General features: G+C 71.3%; 17 protein-coding genes. 10 read left to right on the top strand and 7 right to left on the bottom strand.

Annotated elements, in window-relative coordinates:
• Nucleotide 1: 1 nt before the first annotated feature.
• Genes ACIRSS_RS48090 through ACIRSS_RS48075 form a run of 4 tightly spaced genes read left to right on the top strand, consistent with a single transcriptional unit; the run spans nucleotide 2 to nucleotide 4,091 of the window.
• Nucleotides 2–1,372, top strand: a complete 1,371-nt coding sequence (locus ACIRSS_RS48090) for an MSMEG_0567/sll0787 family protein (RefSeq protein WP_400908576.1) — start codon at nucleotides 2–4, stop codon at nucleotides 1,370–1,372.
• Nucleotides 1,369–2,199 carry a carbon-nitrogen hydrolase family protein gene (locus ACIRSS_RS48085; RefSeq protein WP_400908573.1) on the top strand — a complete coding sequence of 277 codons (831 nt, stop codon included), beginning with the start codon at nucleotides 1,369–1,371 and terminating at the stop codon, nucleotides 2,197–2,199. Before ACIRSS_RS48090 ends, ACIRSS_RS48085 begins: the two co-directional genes overlap by 4 nt.
• Nucleotides 2,200–3,030 carry a carbon-nitrogen hydrolase family protein gene (locus ACIRSS_RS48080; RefSeq protein WP_400908570.1) on the top strand — a complete coding sequence of 277 codons (831 nt, stop codon included), beginning with the start codon at nucleotides 2,200–2,202 and terminating at the stop codon, nucleotides 3,028–3,030.
• The gene (locus tag ACIRSS_RS48075; RefSeq protein ID WP_400908567.1) at nucleotides 3,030–4,091 is read left to right on the top strand and encodes an MSMEG_0565 family glycosyltransferase; all 1,062 of its coding nucleotides are present in this window, start codon (nucleotides 3,030–3,032) and stop codon (nucleotides 4,089–4,091) included. The genes ACIRSS_RS48080 and ACIRSS_RS48075 overlap by 1 nt, the downstream gene beginning before the upstream one ends.
• Before the next feature lie 5 nt (nucleotides 4,092–4,096).
• On the opposite strand, the gene ACIRSS_RS48070 is transcribed toward ACIRSS_RS48075, so the two are convergent.
• Entirely contained in the window at nucleotides 4,097–4,480 is a 384-nt protein-coding gene (locus ACIRSS_RS48070; protein WP_400908565.1) for a DUF1304 domain-containing protein, read from the bottom strand.
• Nucleotides 4,477–4,962 (bottom strand): SRPBCC domain-containing protein, encoded by a 486-nt coding sequence (locus tag ACIRSS_RS48065; protein WP_400908562.1) that lies wholly within the window; start codon nucleotides 4,960–4,962, stop codon nucleotides 4,477–4,479. The genes ACIRSS_RS48070 and ACIRSS_RS48065 overlap by 4 nt, the downstream gene beginning before the upstream one ends.
• 81 nt (nucleotides 4,963–5,043) lie before the next feature.
• Between ACIRSS_RS48065 and ACIRSS_RS48060 the strand changes: the two genes are divergently transcribed.
• The gene (locus ACIRSS_RS48060) at nucleotides 5,044–5,733 is read left to right on the top strand and encodes a TetR/AcrR family transcriptional regulator (RefSeq protein ID WP_400908560.1); all 690 of its coding nucleotides are present in this window, start codon (nucleotides 5,044–5,046) and stop codon (nucleotides 5,731–5,733) included.
• Nucleotides 5,734–5,766: 33 nt separating this feature from the next.
• Here ACIRSS_RS48060 and ACIRSS_RS48055 read toward each other — a convergent pair whose 3' ends face one another.
• The 3 genes from ACIRSS_RS48055 to ACIRSS_RS48045 form a co-directional block, all read right to left on the bottom strand.
• On the bottom strand, nucleotides 5,767–6,021 hold the full coding sequence (locus ACIRSS_RS48055; RefSeq protein ID WP_400908557.1) for a hypothetical protein: 255 nt from the start codon (nucleotides 6,019–6,021) through the stop codon (nucleotides 5,767–5,769).
• A 116-nt stretch (nucleotides 6,022–6,137) separates the two neighbouring features.
• A complete protein-coding gene (locus ACIRSS_RS48050; protein ID WP_400908554.1) occupies nucleotides 6,138–6,380 on the bottom strand; it encodes an antitoxin in 243 nt (80 codons plus the stop codon).
• A gap of 392 nt (nucleotides 6,381–6,772) precedes the next feature.
• On the bottom strand, nucleotides 6,773–7,453 hold the full coding sequence (locus ACIRSS_RS48045; RefSeq protein ID WP_400908552.1) for a TetR/AcrR family transcriptional regulator: 681 nt from the start codon (nucleotides 7,451–7,453) through the stop codon (nucleotides 6,773–6,775).
• Nucleotides 7,454–7,606: 153 nt separating this feature from the next.
• On the opposite strand from ACIRSS_RS48045, the gene ACIRSS_RS48040 reads away from it, so the two are divergent.
• The 3 genes from ACIRSS_RS48040 to ACIRSS_RS48030 all read left to right on the top strand — a co-directional run bounded on the left by ACIRSS_RS48040 (nucleotide 7,607) and on the right by ACIRSS_RS48030 (nucleotide 9,387).
• On the top strand, nucleotides 7,607–8,362 hold the full coding sequence (locus tag ACIRSS_RS48040) for an RNA polymerase sigma factor (protein ID WP_400908549.1): 756 nt from the start codon (nucleotides 7,607–7,609) through the stop codon (nucleotides 8,360–8,362).
• On the top strand, nucleotides 8,362–8,517 hold the full coding sequence (locus tag ACIRSS_RS48035) for a hypothetical protein (protein ID WP_400908546.1): 156 nt from the start codon (nucleotides 8,362–8,364) through the stop codon (nucleotides 8,515–8,517). Before ACIRSS_RS48040 ends, ACIRSS_RS48035 begins: the two co-directional genes overlap by 1 nt.
• 81 nt (nucleotides 8,518–8,598) lie before the next feature.
• On the top strand, nucleotides 8,599–9,387 hold the full coding sequence (locus ACIRSS_RS48030) for a GGDEF domain-containing protein (protein ID WP_400908543.1): 789 nt from the start codon (nucleotides 8,599–8,601) through the stop codon (nucleotides 9,385–9,387).
• A 14-nt stretch (nucleotides 9,388–9,401) separates the two neighbouring features.
• Here the strand turns inward: ACIRSS_RS48030 and ACIRSS_RS48025 are convergent, their stop codons facing one another.
• Nucleotides 9,402–10,295 (bottom strand): dienelactone hydrolase family protein, encoded by an 894-nt coding sequence (locus ACIRSS_RS48025; RefSeq protein WP_400908540.1) that lies wholly within the window; start codon nucleotides 10,293–10,295, stop codon nucleotides 9,402–9,404.
• A gap of 311 nt (nucleotides 10,296–10,606) precedes the next feature.
• On the opposite strand from ACIRSS_RS48025, the gene ACIRSS_RS48020 reads away from it, so the two are divergent.
• The gene (locus tag ACIRSS_RS48020; protein ID WP_400908537.1) at nucleotides 10,607–11,422 is read left to right on the top strand and encodes a hypothetical protein; all 816 of its coding nucleotides are present in this window, start codon (nucleotides 10,607–10,609) and stop codon (nucleotides 11,420–11,422) included.
• 218 nt (nucleotides 11,423–11,640) lie between these two features.
• The gene (locus ACIRSS_RS48015) at nucleotides 11,641–12,609 is read left to right on the top strand and encodes an FUSC family protein (protein WP_400908535.1); all 969 of its coding nucleotides are present in this window, start codon (nucleotides 11,641–11,643) and stop codon (nucleotides 12,607–12,609) included.
• On the opposite strand, the gene ACIRSS_RS48010 is transcribed toward ACIRSS_RS48015, so the two are convergent.
• Nucleotides 12,606–14,879, bottom strand: a complete 2,274-nt coding sequence (locus ACIRSS_RS48010) for an FdhF/YdeP family oxidoreductase (RefSeq protein ID WP_400908532.1) — start codon at nucleotides 14,877–14,879, stop codon at nucleotides 12,606–12,608. The two genes, ACIRSS_RS48015 and ACIRSS_RS48010, sit on opposite strands and share 4 nt — an antisense overlap.
• Nucleotides 14,880–15,150: the final 271 nt, after the last annotated feature.

Here is a 15,150-nt window from a genome sequence, read left to right as displayed (position 1 = left end):
CGTGGACCACGACATCCTCGCGCTGCTGGGTGACGTCCGCAGTGTCGCGGCCCGCCCGGCGTTCCACCTCGAACCCGCCGACCACAGTGGACTGACGGCTTACCGCGCGTTGCGCCACGAGGCTTTCGTGTCGCGGCAAGGGCTTTTCGCCGGGCACGACCTCGACGACCACGACACCGACCCGCGCACGATCGTGCTGGTCGCGCGGAACACCGCCGGAGACCTGCTCGGCGGGGTCCGGCTCGGTCCGGCCACGGACGGCCCGGACCTCGGCTGGTGGCGGGGCGGGCGCTTGGTCGTCGCGCCCGGCTCGCCGGCCGGGATCGGCTCGGCGCTGGTCCGCGCGGCGTGCGCGCGGGCCGAAGCCGAAGGGGCGCTGCGGTTCGAAGCGACCGTGCAGACCCGCACCGAAAAGCTGTTCACCCGGCTCGGCTGGCACCGGGTGCGGCCGGTCACCGTCGCCGGCCACGACCACGTGCTGATGCGCTGGCCGATCGGCCGGATCGCCGCGCTGGCCCGCTCGACCAAGGCCGCGCTCGGCCCGCTGCTGCGCGGGATGACCGGCGTACCCGGCTTCGTCGGCGACGACGGCGTCCCGCTGCCCGGCACCGACGTCGTCGCCGCCTGCGACGCGATCATCCCGGCCATGGTCGAACGCGACCCGGAATGGGCGGGCTGGTGCTCGGTGCTGGTCAACCTCAACGACCTGGCCGCGATGGGAGCCACGCCGACCGGGTTGCTCGACGCGCTGGGCGCCCGGGACGCGTCCTTCGCCGCCCGTGTCCTGAGTGGACTGCGCAAGGCGAGCGAAGCGTACGGCGTGCCGGTGCTCGGCGGCCACACGCAGTTCGGGGTGCCGGCTTCGCTGTCGGTCACGGCACTGGGCCGGACCGCCGACCCGGTGCCCGGCGGTGGCGGAAAACCGGGCCAGCGCGTCTGGCTGACCGCGGACCTGGCCGGCGGCTGGCGCCCCGGCTACACCGGCCGCCAGTGGGACTCGACGAGCTTCCGGCGTACGCCCGAGCTGCGCGAGCTGCTCGGCTCGGTGGCGAAGGCGAGACCGGCCGCGGCCAAGGACGTCTCGATGGCGGGGATCGCGGGCACCCTCGGCATGCTCGCCGAGGCGTCCGGATGCGGTGCGGTCCTGGACGTCGAACGCGTCCCGCGGCCCCGCGGAGCGTCCACAGGGGACTGGCTGACCTGCTTCCCCGGCTTCGCGATGCTCACCACCGGCACCCCCGCGCCCGCGGGCCCGGCGGTCACCGCGGAGTGCGGCGAACTGGTCGCGGGCCGCGGCGTCACGCTGCGCTGGCCCGACGGCGAAACGACGCCCGCCATCGACGGCGGCGTCACCGGATTGGGGAACTCATGACCACGCTCAGGATGGCCGCGGTGGCGGCGCCGTTCGACCGCGACCTCGAAGGCGACTTCGCCCGCATCGAGAAGCTGATCGGGCAGGCGAAGGCGGAAGGAGTGCGGCTGCTGGCGCTGCCGGAAGCGGCCCTCGGCGGGTACCTCGCCAACCTCGACGGCGGCGCCGAAGGACCGCCCGCGCTGGCCGTCGACGGTCCGGAGATAACCCGGCTGGCCGCGCTGGCGGGCGACCTCGTCGTCACGGCCGGGTACTGCGAGATCGCCGGCGGCCGCCGCTACAACTCCGCGGTGTGCGTCTCCGGCGACGGCGTCCTCGGCCACCACCGCAAGGTGCACCAGCCCCTCGCCGAAAACGCCAGCTACGGCGCCGGCCGCGGGTTCGCCGCGTTCGACACGCCGGTCGGGCGCCTCGGCATGATGATCTGCTACGACAAGGCGTTCCCCGAATCCGCGCGGGCCCTGGCGCTGGACGGCGCCGAGATCGTCGTCTGCATGAGCGCCTGGCCCGGCAGCCGCACCCACGCGGCGCCCGATCTCGAGCAGGACCGCTGGAAGCGCCGGTTCGACCTGTTCGACCGGGCCCGCGCGCTGGAGAACCAGATCGTCTGGCTCTCGGCCAACCAGTCCGGCACCTTCGGCGACCTGCGGTTCGTCGCGAGCGCGAAGGTCGTCGAACCCGGCGGCGAGGTGCTCGCCGACACCGGCGTCGCCGAGGGGATGGCGATCGCCGAGCTCGACGTCCCGCAGGCGCTGGCCACGGCGCGGCGGTCGATGGGACACCTGGCGGACAGACGGCCCGACGCCTACCCGGTTAGTGTCCCGTGAATGGGGCAGATCCGCATCGCCGCCGTAGCCGCGCACTTCGGCCGCGACCTCGACTTCGACCTCCAGCGCATCGCGACGCTGATCGACCACGCGCGCTCGTCCGGCGTCGCTTTGCTGGTGCTGCCGGACGCGGCCCTCGGCGGGTACCTCGCCGACCTGCGCCATCCGGACCCGGACGCACTGCCGCCCGCGCTCGACCCGGACTGCCCGCAGCTGAAGACCATCGCCTCGCTCGCCGCGGAAATGGTCGTCTGCGTGGGCTACTGCGAGGCCGACGGGCCGCGGCGCTACAACTCCGCGGTGTGCGTCACCGGTGACGGCGTGCTCGGCCGGCACCGCAAGGTCCACCAGCCGCCGGGGGAGCGGGTCGCCTACGCGCCCGGTGCGGAGTTCGCCGCGTTCGACACCCCGGTCGGGCGGCTGGGCATGCTGATCGACTACGACAAGACGTTCCCCGAGTCGGCGCGCTCGCTCGCGGTCGACGGCGCCGACGTCGTCGCCTGCCTGAGCGCGTGGCCGACCAGCATCACCAACCGCGCGCCGCGGATGGCACAGGACCGGCAGTCCCGCCTGTTCGACCTCTACGACCAGGCGCGGGCGGCGGAGAACCAGGTGGTGCTCGTCTCGTCCAACCAGACCGGCGCGATGGGCGGCATGCGGTTCCTCGGCCAGGCGAAGGTCGTCGGACCCGGCGGCGAGATCCTCGCCCGCACCTGGTCGAAAGCCGGGATCGCGGTGGCCGAGCTCGACGTCGAGCAGGAGCTCGCCAACGCCCGCCGCGTGCTGCACCACCTGGGGGAACGGAAACCGTCGGTGTACCGGGAGGCTTGATGCGCATCGCCCTGCTGAGCTACTCCACGAAACCCCGCGGCGGCGTGGTGCACACGCTCGCCCTGGCCGAGGCCCTCGCCGAGCTGGGCGAGGACGTCACGGTGTGGACGCTCGGCCGCGGCGGCGACGCGGGGTTCTTCCGGCCGGTCGACCCGCGGGTGCGGCTGTCGATCGTGCCCTTCCCGGACGTCCCCGGCGAGTCGGTGGGGGAACGGATCCTGCGCTCGATCGCGGTGCTGCGGGCGGCGTTCACCCCGGCGGAGTACGACGTCGTGCACGCGCAGGACTGCATCAGCGCCAACGCCGTCGACCGCTGCGTCCGCACGATCCACCACCTGGACACCTTCACCACCCCGGAACTGGCGGCCTGCCACGAACGCGCGATCGTCCGGCCGTACGCGCACCTCTGCGTGTCGGCGTCGGTCGCGGCCGAGGTCCGGGCCGGCTGGGGCATCGAGGCGGCGGTGATCCCCAACGGCGTCGACTACGACCGGTTCGCGACGGCACCGCGGACGGCGCAGCGGGGCCGGTACGTGCTGGCGGTCGGCGGGATCGAGCCGCGGAAGGGGTCACTCGACCTCCTCGAGGCGTACGCGTTGCTGGCCGACCCGGACCTGCGGCTGCTCATCGCCGGCGGCGAAACGCTCTTCGACTACCGCGACTACCGGACCCGCTGGGAGAAGCGGGCCGCCGAGCTGGGCGTCGAGCCGGTCGTGCTGGGCCCGGTCGCCCACGACGAACTGCCGTCCCTCGTGGCCTCGGCGGCGGTGTTCGCTTTCCCGTCCACGAAGGAAGGCTTCGGGCTGGCCGCGATGGAGGCCCTCGCCGCCGGCGTGCCGGTGGTCACCCGCGACCTGCCGGTGCTGCGCGAGGTCTTCGGCGGGGCCGCGCGGTTCGCCGACGGGCCGCCCGGCTTCGCGCGCGAGCTGCGGGCCGCGCTCGACGGCGCCGACCCGGCACCGGGCCGGGCGCTGGCCCGGCGCTACACGTGGACGGCGGCCGCCGAAGCGCACCGGAACTTCTACCAGGGCCTGGTGCCTCGCAACCGCGTCGGCCGGTGACGCTGTCAGACCAGCGTCGCGACGAGGGTGGCCAGTGCGGGAACACCCTGGCCGACCAGGCCCCGCACCCGGGACCGGCGCGGGTCGAAGGCGAACAGGGCCACGCTCGCGGCCAGCATCGACGCACCGGCGGCCAGGACGAGGGCCCGGCCACCGGCGGTTCCGCCGCTCAGGTGCACGACGACCACGCCGGTCAGCGCCTGGAGCGCCAGGAAGGCGTTGTAGCAGCCCTGGTGGAACGCCCAGGGGCGGACCGCCTCGACGTCCGCGGCGCGTACGTCGAACATGCCGTGCACCGCGGTGCGGCGGAAGAAAACGCTTTCCTGCCCGAAGATCCACAGGTGCATGAGCGCCGCGGCGACGGCGAATCCCTGAGCGAAGACGTTCACCGATCGTCCCCCGGCCGCACCGTGCTTCCCGGGCGCAGCGCACCGGTCTCGTCCAGTTCGGCGAGGAGCGCGGGCACGCCGACCGTGAGCATCTTCTTGCGGACCGAGCCGAGCAGCTTGGCCATGGCGAAGCCGCCGACGCCGGTGAACCCGGTGTGGTGGTAGGTGAACCGGGTGCCCCCGGGCGTCGGCTCCAGCTGGTAGCGGACGTGACTGGGGGTCTCCCCTTCCGCGCCGACCCAGGTGTAGTGCAGGAACTCGCGTTCCCGGACTTCCAGGACCTCGCAGTCGACGATCCCGCGCCAGCCGGGCATCGGCTTGGCGACGAACCGGAACCGGTTGCCGACCACGGGTTCGAAGCCGACCGCGCGAGCGCCCTGTCCGGTCGACGTCCAGTAGGGGATCAGGTCCGGGTCGGTCATCGCCCGCCAGACCTTCAGGGGTGAGTGGGGGTAGTCGCGCGTGATCTCGATTTCGGCCATGGCCGGTCCTTCCCGGGTTGGTTCAGTGACTATAAAAATACAGTAGCAGAACTTTTCGTGTGGCTGTAGTAGTCTCCTGGCATGCGGGGATCGGCGCTCGGGCGAGCTGACGGGGAAGGGTTGCGCGAGCGGAAGAAGCGCGCGATGCGGCGGCAGCTGTCCGACACCGCCGCGCGGATGTTCCTCGAGCGCGGCTTCGACGCGGTCCGCGTGGCCGACGTGGCGGAGGCCTGCGGGGTCTCGGAGAAGACGGTCTTCAACTACTTCCCGAGCAAGGAGGCGCTGGTCCTGGACCGGCTCGAGCCGATGGCCGAAGCGCTCCGGACCCGGCTGGCGGATCCCGCGCTGCCGCCCGTGGCCGCGATGGTGAAGATCCTCGACCAAGAGGTGCGTGATCTGGTCACGGCCTTGGCGGAAGCCGCGGACGCGGACGCGGCGCTGGCCGGCTACCGGAAGTTCGGGGAGCTCATCCGCGAGAACCCGTCTCTGCGGGCCTACCAGAACGACGTCACCGACCGGTTCGTCGACGTCGCCGCAGAAGCGCTGGCCGCCCGGGCCGGGTTCGCGTCCGACGACCCCGAACCCCAGATCGCCGCGGCCGCGCTGCTGGGACTGTGGCGGGTCCAGTTCCGCGCGTTGCGGGCCCAGCTGCGCCCCGGCCGCCCCCTCGCGGAGGCGGTCGAAGCGGTCGCCGGCGAGGTCCGCCGCGCCGCCCGCCTGATCGAAGACGGCCTCGCCGTCTTTCCGCTGAACGCCGGACCCGGCAACTGACTTCTCGGCGGCTTGGGAAGTCGTGTCCGGAAACTACTCGGATGCGGTTGTTGCTGCTTCGGTGACGGTGCGGAGGTGCGCCAAGGCGGTGATGGCGAACGCGAGGTGTACTACCGCCCAGTTCCCGTCTTCGCGGTGCAGCACCTGCAACAGGTCGAGGGCGGCGTCGTTCGCGTTGCGGCCGAGGCGGCGGGCGGCGATGACTTGCTGGGTCAGTTCGTCGAGGGTCCGGTGGAATTCGCTGAAGGGTCCTGCGTTCGAGTCGCGAGCGCGGGGATCGGGAGACATGTGACTCAGGGTGACATGCTGGGACAGCCGGTTACGACTTCGACGCGCCGGAACCCCCCGGGCGGGGGGTAGCCGGGGCTACCGCACGTGTGCGGTATGGCAGGCATGGTCCGGTGTCAGTCGTCGAGCGATCGGTCGTCGAAGAAGAAGTTCTTGACCGGGACGGTGTGGGTGACGCCGCCGCCTTCGTTCGAGGCGGGTTCACCGCACGACTCACCGGCGAGGAAATCCTTTGCCCGGCCGGCGACCGCGGCGATCTCGTCGGCGTGTTCGCCGAAACGCGACGTCGTGAACTCGGCGGCGCGGTCGACGACGTCATCGTTCGCGATGTTCTTCAGGCTGTCGAAGTCGATGCCCATTGATGCGTCTCCCGGATAAGTGAGCGGAGTGCGGCTGACGGGTTTCATCAAAGCTGTTCGGCACCGGCCCGCAACTTGATCCGGGTGGCTGGGTGAAGAGCGGCGCCGGCGGTAGGTTCTGGGCGCGGTGGACGTTACGCTGTCGCGGTTTTCGCCCCGGCCAAGCGCTTCCGCTCCCTCACGCGGGTGGATCTGCGGTGCTGCAACCGGCTGGTGGATGACGAAAATGTGCGCGCGAGCACCCGGGGTGTGGTTGCCGATTCTGCGGGACCGTGTTCATATCCCAGGCGTCATCCGGCTCGCAGAGACATAAAAGGAGTCTTTAATTTCATGTGTAGGACAATTGCCCGGATCCCGGTCGGCGCGACCGGTCTGGCGGTCAGCGCTTCCCGTCACTGATGAACCGGGCCGCCCGGCGGCAGCGGCAGATCCGGGTCGACTTCGATTCCGGCGGCGCGAAGCGTGTCGTCGAGGAGGTGCCAGACCCAGCGGGTGAGCATGCCCGCGAGTCGCGCCTTCGTGAGCGCGTGCGGCGCCTCGAGCCATTGCGCGGCGCAGGAGTCGACGAGACCGACGACACCGAAGGAGAGGACGGGCGCGATGCGGGTGTCGAGCCGGAACGTCGTCAGGTAGTACTCGAACACCTGGGTCAGCCGGCGCGCGATCACCGTTTTGACGTCGGCGATCGCGCCCTCGCGACGGCCGATCTGGGAGTGCAAGGTCAGGTAGCGGTACAGGTTGCCGTGTTCGGCGAGCCAGCCGGTGTGGGCGTCGACCGCGGCGGAGATCATCTGCATGGCGCTGCCCCGGGGCTCCCACACCGGCCGGAGCGACACGATGATCTGCTCGGTGGCCCGGTCGGCGATGGCTCGCGTCAGGTCGGCCGCGTCGTCGAACTGCCGGTACAGCTGCGGGCGCGCGACGCCGGCGGTGTCGGCGATGTGGGCGGCCGACACGAGCGGACCGTGTTCGGCGATCGCTCGCAGAGCGGCGTCGACGAACTCACTGCGCCGACGCTCGCGCTGCCCGGCCCACCGCGCCGCGCGGCCGTCGCCGGGTCTGGGTGACGTCACTTCACGCAGCGTACCGGGTGGCCGGTAAGGGCTACACATGTGTAACTGTTACTTTGTGCACCATCGAATTACCGAGAGTGCATGCGGCGCGAACGGCTCCCTGATCGAGGCGTCGCTGCACGAAGTCAAGAAGCGGCTGAATCGGAGTTTGCGATGGACGAACCCACGGACGATGACCGCCTGCCGGATCGGAGGCTGCTCGCCGACCTGCGCGCGGGGAACCTCGCCGCGGGCGAACAGCTCTTCCGCCGCCACGCCGAGCCCCTGCGCCGGATCGCCGCGCGCTGGGCCAGGCAGCCCGCGGAGCGGGACGACCTGGTGGCCGAGGCGTTCACGTGCGCACTCGCCGTGGTCCGCGCCGGCGGTGGGCCGCGGGAGGACCTCCGCCCGTATCTGGTCGTGACGATGCGGAACCTCGCCGTCCGCTGGAACCGTCACCGGGAGCGCGTCGAGCCCCACGCGGTGGTGCCGGGCACCGACGTCGCGGAAGGCCCCGAGGAGCTGGTGCTCCGGCGCTCGACCGACGAGCTGGTCAGGTCCGCTTTCCACACCCTGCCGGTGCGCTGGCGGACCGTGCTGTGGAACATCGTCGCCGAAGGCCACACCCCGGCCGACCTGGCGTCGGTCATGGGGATCTCACCGAACGGCGTCGCCGCGCTGGCCAGCCGCGCCCGCGCGGGGCTGCGGCTGGCCTACCGGCAAGCCGAGCAGGTCCCCGCGCCCAGGCCTCAGGCGTGCCAGGAAGCTTTGCGCCAGCTGGAAATCTGGTTGCGAAGAGGTCGGTACCACGCCTGCGCCGCGACGGTCGCGGCGCACGTGACCGCGTGCGCGTCGTGCCGGCAGGCCGTTCCGGGATCAGCTCGCGAGGGGTTGTCCGCCCTCGATGTCTTCATCGGCGCTGACCGCTGATGGACAAAGTGGACACGACCCAGCGTGGTCCGGCGACCCCCATCTTCGACATGCTGATCGCCGAGGTCGGCCTGTCCTGGACGGACATGGAGAGCGACGCCGCGAGCTGCGCTGCCGCTGCGTCACCCGCCGACCGGAACGCCCCTGAGGGTTAGCTCATCCGAAGGATCTATCGCCCTCCTTGCGTCACCGCCGGCGACCGCGTCCGTCGAATATTCGACCAACGGGGGTGAGCGGTGACCGATCGGGATGTGGTGCGGGACCTCCGCGGCCGGTGGCGGATCGCGAGCATCGCCAGCGGGTGGCGGTTCCCGGCCGACTGGGCTGTGCCCCAAGTGGACGTGGTGTGCAGAGCCGTGCTGTCCGAGGGGGACGTGGCCGGCGCGTTGAGCGGGCTGGGCCGGTCGCGAGCGTGGACCGGCGCCGGGCTGGACGAGACGTTGTACGACGTCGCCGCGTTGCACGCGGTGCTGGACCGCGACTCGGACCCCGACGGGCTGATCTCCGCCCACCCCGACGCCGCGCCGTTCGCCATGCTTCGCGCCGCCGCGCTGGGGTGGGCCGAGCTCGCCGGCGAGGCCCCCGGCGGCGCGGCGACCGAGTCGTTCAGCGGCTTGGCGACCGAAGGGTACCTGCGAGTGCGGTTGGGCGAGGTGTACCGGCGCGTCTCACGGACCGGGCGCACCGCGGCGGACCGGCCGGTGCTGGTGGTGATCGGTGTCGATCTGTCCCGAGTGGACAGTTGGTCGAGCCCCTTGGCGATGGTCCTCGTCGCCGACGTCCTGCGCCGGGTCTTCGACAGCGGGGAGACCGCCGCCGCGCTCGGCCGGTCGACGGCGGTCGTCCTCGCCGAGCGCGGTACCGGGATGGAGCACCGCGTCAGGAACCTGCGATGCCGGATCACCGATCGGCTCCGCGGCGATCCGCAGCTGGTCACCGCCGCTCCGCCGAAGGTCTGCTGGTACCACCTGCCGGACAGCCTGTCCGCGGCCCACGACCTGCTGCACCTCGTGGCCGGGCGATGACGGCGCGGTGGTGATCAGCTCAGCGGACAGGTGCCCTGGTACGTGGCGATCGCCGGGTCACCCGTGGGCAGCGGGCAGAGGAACCGCTCGTACCGGGTGTCCTCGTCGACGAAGCGCTTCAGCCAGGAGATGCTGTACTCCGCGATCGTCGTGTTCGGCTTGGTCGGCGCCAGGTGCCCGGCGCCGGCGAGCAGCAGGTACGCCTTGTCCAAAGTGGACGGCAAGCTCCGGTAGAACGGGCGCGAGAACACCCCGTCCGGGGCGATCAGGTCGTTCTGGGCGCTCACGACGAAAGTCGGCACCTGGACGTCGGAAAACGTCGTGTTCGGGCTCCAGCCGGCGAGCGGGATCGCCGCCTTCAGCGTGGGCGCCTTCCGCGCGGCGATCAGCGTCCCGCCGCCGCCCATCGAGTGCCCCATCACGGCCAGCCGGTTGCGGTCCACGCGCCCCTTGGCCTGACTCGAATCGGTGACGTAGCGCAGCGCCGCGAGCAGCTCTTCCGAGCGGGCGTCCGGGTAGTCCCACACGCTGTTCGTGCCGATCGTGATGACGACGAAACCCTGCGAGGCGAGTCGTGGGCCGTACCAGGCGATCGCGGCTTCGGTTTCGAGGAAACCCGGCGCGACCGCGACGGCGCCGAACGTGCCCTGGCTGGTGTCGGTCGGGAAGTAGATCGTTCCGCCACCGAAGCCCGCGCCGGCGCCGACCTTTTCGGTGTCGACCGCGAAGGGGCCGTGCTCCGCTTCGACGGAGGCTTGGGTGGGGGCCGGTCCCCGCGCGAACGGGTTGTCGCCGGCGAGGTCCGGCGACGCCGCCGCCGCGCTCGCGCCGGTTGCGCCCGAAGTACCGAGCAGAACAGCGCCCAGCGCGCCGGCAACCCATGACTTCCATCGTGCTTTCCGCGACATTGCGAACGTCCTCTCGGCAATCCTGCCCGTCGACCACGGGAGGCCCAGGTATAGCGATCGGCCGGGCTGCCGCGCGTCGGAAGAATTACGTATTCGCGATCGGCCGGAGCGGAGGAACGGGGAACGCGGGCGGGGAACTGTGTGCCGGGTGATGAACGGATCCGCGATTTCAGTGACGAGCGTGCGAATCGCCGGCGACCTCGGCCGGGTAACAGCTGGTTTGCCCGGGCGGGCCCGGTGCGCCCTTCGGGTTAACTGGATCGTGACAGCTCGGCGCGTGCGGGGTAAGAGAGGACGCGGATGCTGGCCGCATGACCGAAGCCGAGGCACAGCCGAAGACCGTCAGGCGAGCGAGGACCTCGATGAGCCGTGAGCTGGTCGAGCTCGCGGCCCTGTTCATCGCGACCGGGGTCGCCGATCTGTTCGTCAGCACGTTGTCGCACAACCGCGTGGGGCCGGTCGTGCTGTTCGCGCTGGGCGGGCTCCTGATCGCCACCGCCGCGTGGCGCCGGTGGTGGACGCACCGCCCGCTACCGGCCCCGGCGCGCGGCACCACGGGCGAACACCCGCCGCGGACCGGGGTGGCGTGGCGGGTGCGCGCCACCGTGCGTGACGTGCCGGGAAGCTTGGCGGGGGTGACAGCCGCACTGGCGGCGCACCGCTACGACATCGTCTCGCTGCAGGTGCTGGCGGTACCGGACGGCGTGGTGGACGAGTTCCTCGTCCGCGCGCCGGCCGGCGCGACCGCGGCGGACATCGCCACGGTCACCGAGCTCGGCGGCGGCCGGGACGTGCACGTCGTACCCGCGGACGTGCACGAGTTCGTCGACCTGCCGACCCGCGTGCTGACGATGGCGGCCGCGCCGGAACCGGATCTGGACCAGCTGCTGCTGGCGGTACTGGGCGATTGCGAAATCGCGCCGAAGCCCGCGGGGCGCCGCGGAAAGGGGGCCGCTGAAGGCATCGACGGAACGAAGCTGCGGCTGGCCGGCCCCGGCGGTGGCCTGGTGGTGACCCGGGCGCTGCTGCCGTTCACCCCGGCGGAGTTCGCCAGGGCCAAGGCGGTCCTCGACCTCCACCGCCGCCTCGCCGGGTCGCCGGACCAAGTCCCGGCGTCCGACGCGTAGTGCGCGCCCGGCTGTCGAAACACAACGAAGATTGGCACATCCGACAATCTTCTGTTCGGACGCAAAGGTATTCCCTCTGGCAGAATCGTCGGCAGTTTCGAAACGACTTCTGATCCACGATCGGAGACCTTCCCGTGCGGGTAGCCCGGCCGTCGGCGCGTCGGCCGGCCGGGGGCCGCCTGGCGGGAAACGACTGGTTCCACGCGTGCCGCGTTGCCGTGGGCCTGCTGGTCCCGGGGCTGGCGCTGCTGTCGGCGGGGCGTCCCGAGCTGATCATCTTCGCGGCATTCGGTTCGTTCACCGGCATGTACGGACGGGCCGAAGCGCGCGGGCTCCGCCTCCGGCACCAACTGCAGGCGGGCGGGATCCTGCTGACCGGCGTCGCCGCCGGGGTTCTGCTGTCCGGCTGTCACGCCCGGCCGTGGGTTCTGGTGGCGGCCGAAGCCGGTTTCGCGTTCGCTGCGGCGCCGCTGACGAACCGGCTCGGCCTCACCCCGCGCGGGCCGTTCTTCGGGATTTTCGCGCTCGGCGCGATCGCGATGGTCCCGGCCGGGCAGGTGGCGCCCTGGGCGGGGTTGTCGGTCTGCGTGGTGACGATCGCGTTCTGCGTCGTCATCGGATTCGCCGGGGCGGCGCGAACCCCGGCCGCGGTCTTACCTCGGACCGCCTGCGGGTCGGGGCTGTGCGCTCGAGATCGGCGACGGTCTTGTGCCCTGGTCCACGCACTGCGCTACGCGCTGGCGATCTCGGCCGCCGGCTCGCTCGGTCTGCTGCTGGGCGTCGAGCACGCGAACTGGGCCATGGCCTCCGCCGCGGTGCCCCTGGCCGCCGACGCACGAAACCGGCTCCATCCGGCGATCCGCAGCGTCCTGCACCGCAGCCTGCACCGGGTGCTGGGCACGCTCGCCGGCCTCGGCGTCACGGCGGTGCTGCTCCTGCCGGACCTCGGCGAGACGCCGCTCGCGCTGGTGGTGATCGCGTTGCTGTTCCCGACGGAGCTGTTCATGTCCCGCCACTACGGACTGGCCCTCGGCTTCTTCACCCCGCTCATCATGGTGATGACCGAGTTCGCCGCGCCGGCCGAGCCGATGACGCTGCTCACCGACCGCGTGCTCGACACGGTGCTCGGTGTGTCCGCCGGCATAGCGGCGGCGATCATCGTGCGCGGCCCTTGCCGCGACGGCTAGGAGCCGTCCGAGGCTCGCACCGTGACCTTGAGGTGCTTCATGATCGGCTGGTCGCTTTGGGTGCTGTAGTCGCCGATGGCGCACAGGACGTTCATCTCGGGCATGTAGCCGGCCGCGCACCCGCGCGGGATGTCGTACGGAACCACCTTGTACCGGCGCAGGCAACGCGTGCTGCCGTCCTTGGCGGTGCTCGTGATGTCCACCTCGTCGAACTCGCCGAGGCCGCGGTCGCGCATGTCGGCGGCGTTCATGAAGATCAGCGTGCGCAGGTTCTTGATCCCGCGGTAGCGGTCGTTGTCCGAGTAGATCGTGGTGTTCCACTGGTCGTGGGAGCGCATCGTCCCCAGCGCGAGGGTGCCCTCGGCGGGAACGACGTCGGGCAGACCGGTCGCGGAGAACTCCGCACGACCCGAAGGCGTCTCGAAGACCAGTTCGCGGGCCGGCTGGCGGATGCGGAACCCCAGCGGCAGCCGGACCCGCCGGTTGAAGTCCTCGAAGCCGTCGAGAACCCGGGCCATGGTGTCGCGGATCCGGTCGTAGTCTTCGACGTAGCTTTCCCACGGCGTGGTGCTGTGCGGCAGGGCGGCGCGGGCCATCCCGGCGATGATCGCCGGTTCGGAGAGCAGGTGCGGGGAGGCGGGCGCCTTCATCCCGGTGGACAGGTGGACCATGCTCATCGCGTCCTCGACGGACGTCGACTGCACCCCGCCGGCCTGGTGGTCCTTCTCGGTCCGGCCGAGGCAGGGCAGGATCAGCGCCTGCCTGCCGTGGACGAGGTGGCTGCGGTTGAGCTTGGTGCTGACCTGCACGGTCAGTTCGCACTTCCGCAGACCGGCTGCGGTGTAAGGGGTGTCGGGCGCAGCGAGGGCGAAGTTGCCGCCCATGCCGACGAACACGGTCACCTCGCCGCGGTGCATGGCCTCGATCGTGCCGACGGTGTCGAGGCCGTCGGCCCGGGGCGGGGTGATGCCGCAGACCTCGCCGAGCCGGTCCAGGAAGGACGCCGAAGGGCGGTGGTCGATGCCGCAGGTCCGGTTGCCCTGGACGTTGCTGTGCCCGCGCACCGGCGACGGCCCGGCGCCCTCCCGGCCAAGATTTCCCCGCAGCAGCAACAGGTTGACGATCTCGCGGACCGTGTCGACGCCGTGCTCGTGCTGGGTGACGCCCAGGCACCAGCTGATGATGCTCCGGTCGGCCTCGCGGTAGACCCGGGCCGCGGCCCGCATGGCGGCCTCGTCGACGCCCGACTGGCGCTCGAGGTCCGCCCACGGCGTGGTTTCGCAGAGGGAGCGGTATTCGGCGAAGCCGGTGGTGTGGCGCTCGATGAACTCCGTGTCGAGGGCTTTCGGGTCGGTGCGCGCCAGCTCCAGGATCGCCTTGGCCATGCCCCGGAGCAGGGCCAGGTCACCGCCGATGCGCGGCTGCAGGTTCATGGTGCCGGTGCGGGTGGCGCGGAACGTGGCCATCTTCGCGAACTCGTGCGGGATGATCGTCCGGGTCGCGGCCGCTTCGACGAGCGGGTTGACGTGCACGATCTGCGCGCCGCGGCGGTAGGCCTCCGCCAGCGAGGTGAGCATGCGCGGCGCGTTGGACGCGGCGTTGACGCCCAGGATGAACAGCGCGTCGGTGAGCTCCCAGTCCTTGAGGTCGACGGTGCCCTTCCCGGTTCCCAACGCCGCTTGCAACGCCCGCCCGCTCGCTTCGTGGCACATGTTCGAGCAGTCGGGGAGGTTGTTCGTGCCCAGTTCCCGGGCCATCAACTGGTACAGGAACGTCGCTTCGTTGCCCAGGCGGCCCGAGGTGTAGAACGCCGCCCGGCCCGGATCGTCCAATTCCCGCAAGGTGCGGCCGATGAGGGCGAAGGCGTCGGGCCAGGGGATCGGGACGTAGCGGTCGCTGTCCGCGTCGTACCGCATGGGCTCGGTGAGCCTGCCCTGCCTTTCGAGGTCCGCGTCATTCCACCGCGCCAATTCGCTGACCGTGTGCGCGGCGAAGAATTCGCGGCCGACTCGTTTGCGCGTCATTTCCCAGGCGACGTGTTTGATGCCGTTTTCGCAAATGTCGAGGTGCAGGCCCTTGGTGTCGTCGGGCCACGCGCACCCCGGGCAGTCGAACCCGCCGTTTTCGTGGTTCATCCGCATGATCGCGCGCGGCCCGTCCACGAGTTCGCCCTCGCGGACCAGGAACTCCGTGACGCTCTTCGCCGCGCCCCACCCCGCGGCCGGGTGGTGGTACGGCTTGAACTCCGGTGCGTTGCCCTGCTCGTCCATCGCCTGCTCCCGCGCTGTCGCACCCTGGGGTGCGGTCCATCCGATCACGAATCCCGGCCGGTGTCGATGAAAACACACATTCGTGTGGCGCGGCCCCATCGGGAGCCGGGGTTTCGCGGTTTGCGTGCGCCGGCTGTGGGGCTCCACAAAGTTCTTTGTCGCCGTCAACAATGGCCCAGCACGCGTTTCGGTGCCGCCCGTTCCGCCTTGACACCACCAATGGCGTCCAGTAGACCGATCGGCGAATCGGATCTCTTCCGAAAACTCGCTG

It is taken from the genome of Amycolatopsis sp. NPDC101161, assembly GCF_044768185.1.
Classification (GTDB): Bacteria; Actinomycetota; Actinomycetes; order Mycobacteriales; family Pseudonocardiaceae; genus Amycolatopsis.
The sequence above is the reverse complement of the archived record's forward strand: the minus strand, read 5'-3'. Positions and strand labels throughout refer to the sequence as shown.

Bases quoted from the DNA above. Each gene is read 5' to 3' on its own strand.
- ACIRSS_RS48085 (WP_400908573.1), top strand. From the start codon at position 1,369: ATGACCACGCTCAGGATGGCCGCGGTGGCGGCGCCGTTCGACCGCGAC.
- ACIRSS_RS48010 (WP_400908532.1), bottom strand. From the start codon at position 14,879: ATGGACGAGCAGGGCAACGCACCGGAGTTCAAGCCGTACCACCACCCG.
- ACIRSS_RS48055 (WP_400908557.1), bottom strand. From the start codon at position 6,021: ATGTCTCCCGATCCCCGCGCTCGCGACTCGAACGCAGGACCCTTCAGC.
- ACIRSS_RS48025 (WP_400908540.1), bottom strand. From the start codon at position 10,295: ATGTCGCGGAAAGCACGATGGAAGTCATGGGTTGCCGGCGCGCTGGGC.
- ACIRSS_RS48020 (WP_400908537.1), top strand. From the start codon at position 10,607: ATGACCGAAGCCGAGGCACAGCCGAAGACCGTCAGGCGAGCGAGGACC.
- ACIRSS_RS48035 (WP_400908546.1), top strand. From the start codon at position 8,362: ATGGACAAAGTGGACACGACCCAGCGTGGTCCGGCGACCCCCATCTTC.
- ACIRSS_RS48075 (WP_400908567.1), top strand. From the start codon at position 3,030: ATGCGCATCGCCCTGCTGAGCTACTCCACGAAACCCCGCGGCGGCGTG.
- ACIRSS_RS48080 (WP_400908570.1), top strand. From the start codon at position 2,200: ATGGGGCAGATCCGCATCGCCGCCGTAGCCGCGCACTTCGGCCGCGAC.
- ACIRSS_RS48065 (WP_400908562.1), bottom strand. From the start codon at position 4,962: ATGGCCGAAATCGAGATCACGCGCGACTACCCCCACTCACCCCTGAAG.
- ACIRSS_RS48050 (WP_400908554.1), bottom strand. From the start codon at position 6,380: ATGGGCATCGACTTCGACAGCCTGAAGAACATCGCGAACGATGACGTC.
- ACIRSS_RS48040 (WP_400908549.1), top strand. From the start codon at position 7,607: ATGGACGAACCCACGGACGATGACCGCCTGCCGGATCGGAGGCTGCTC.
- ACIRSS_RS48060 (WP_400908560.1), top strand. From the start codon at position 5,044: ATGCGGGGATCGGCGCTCGGGCGAGCTGACGGGGAAGGGTTGCGCGAG.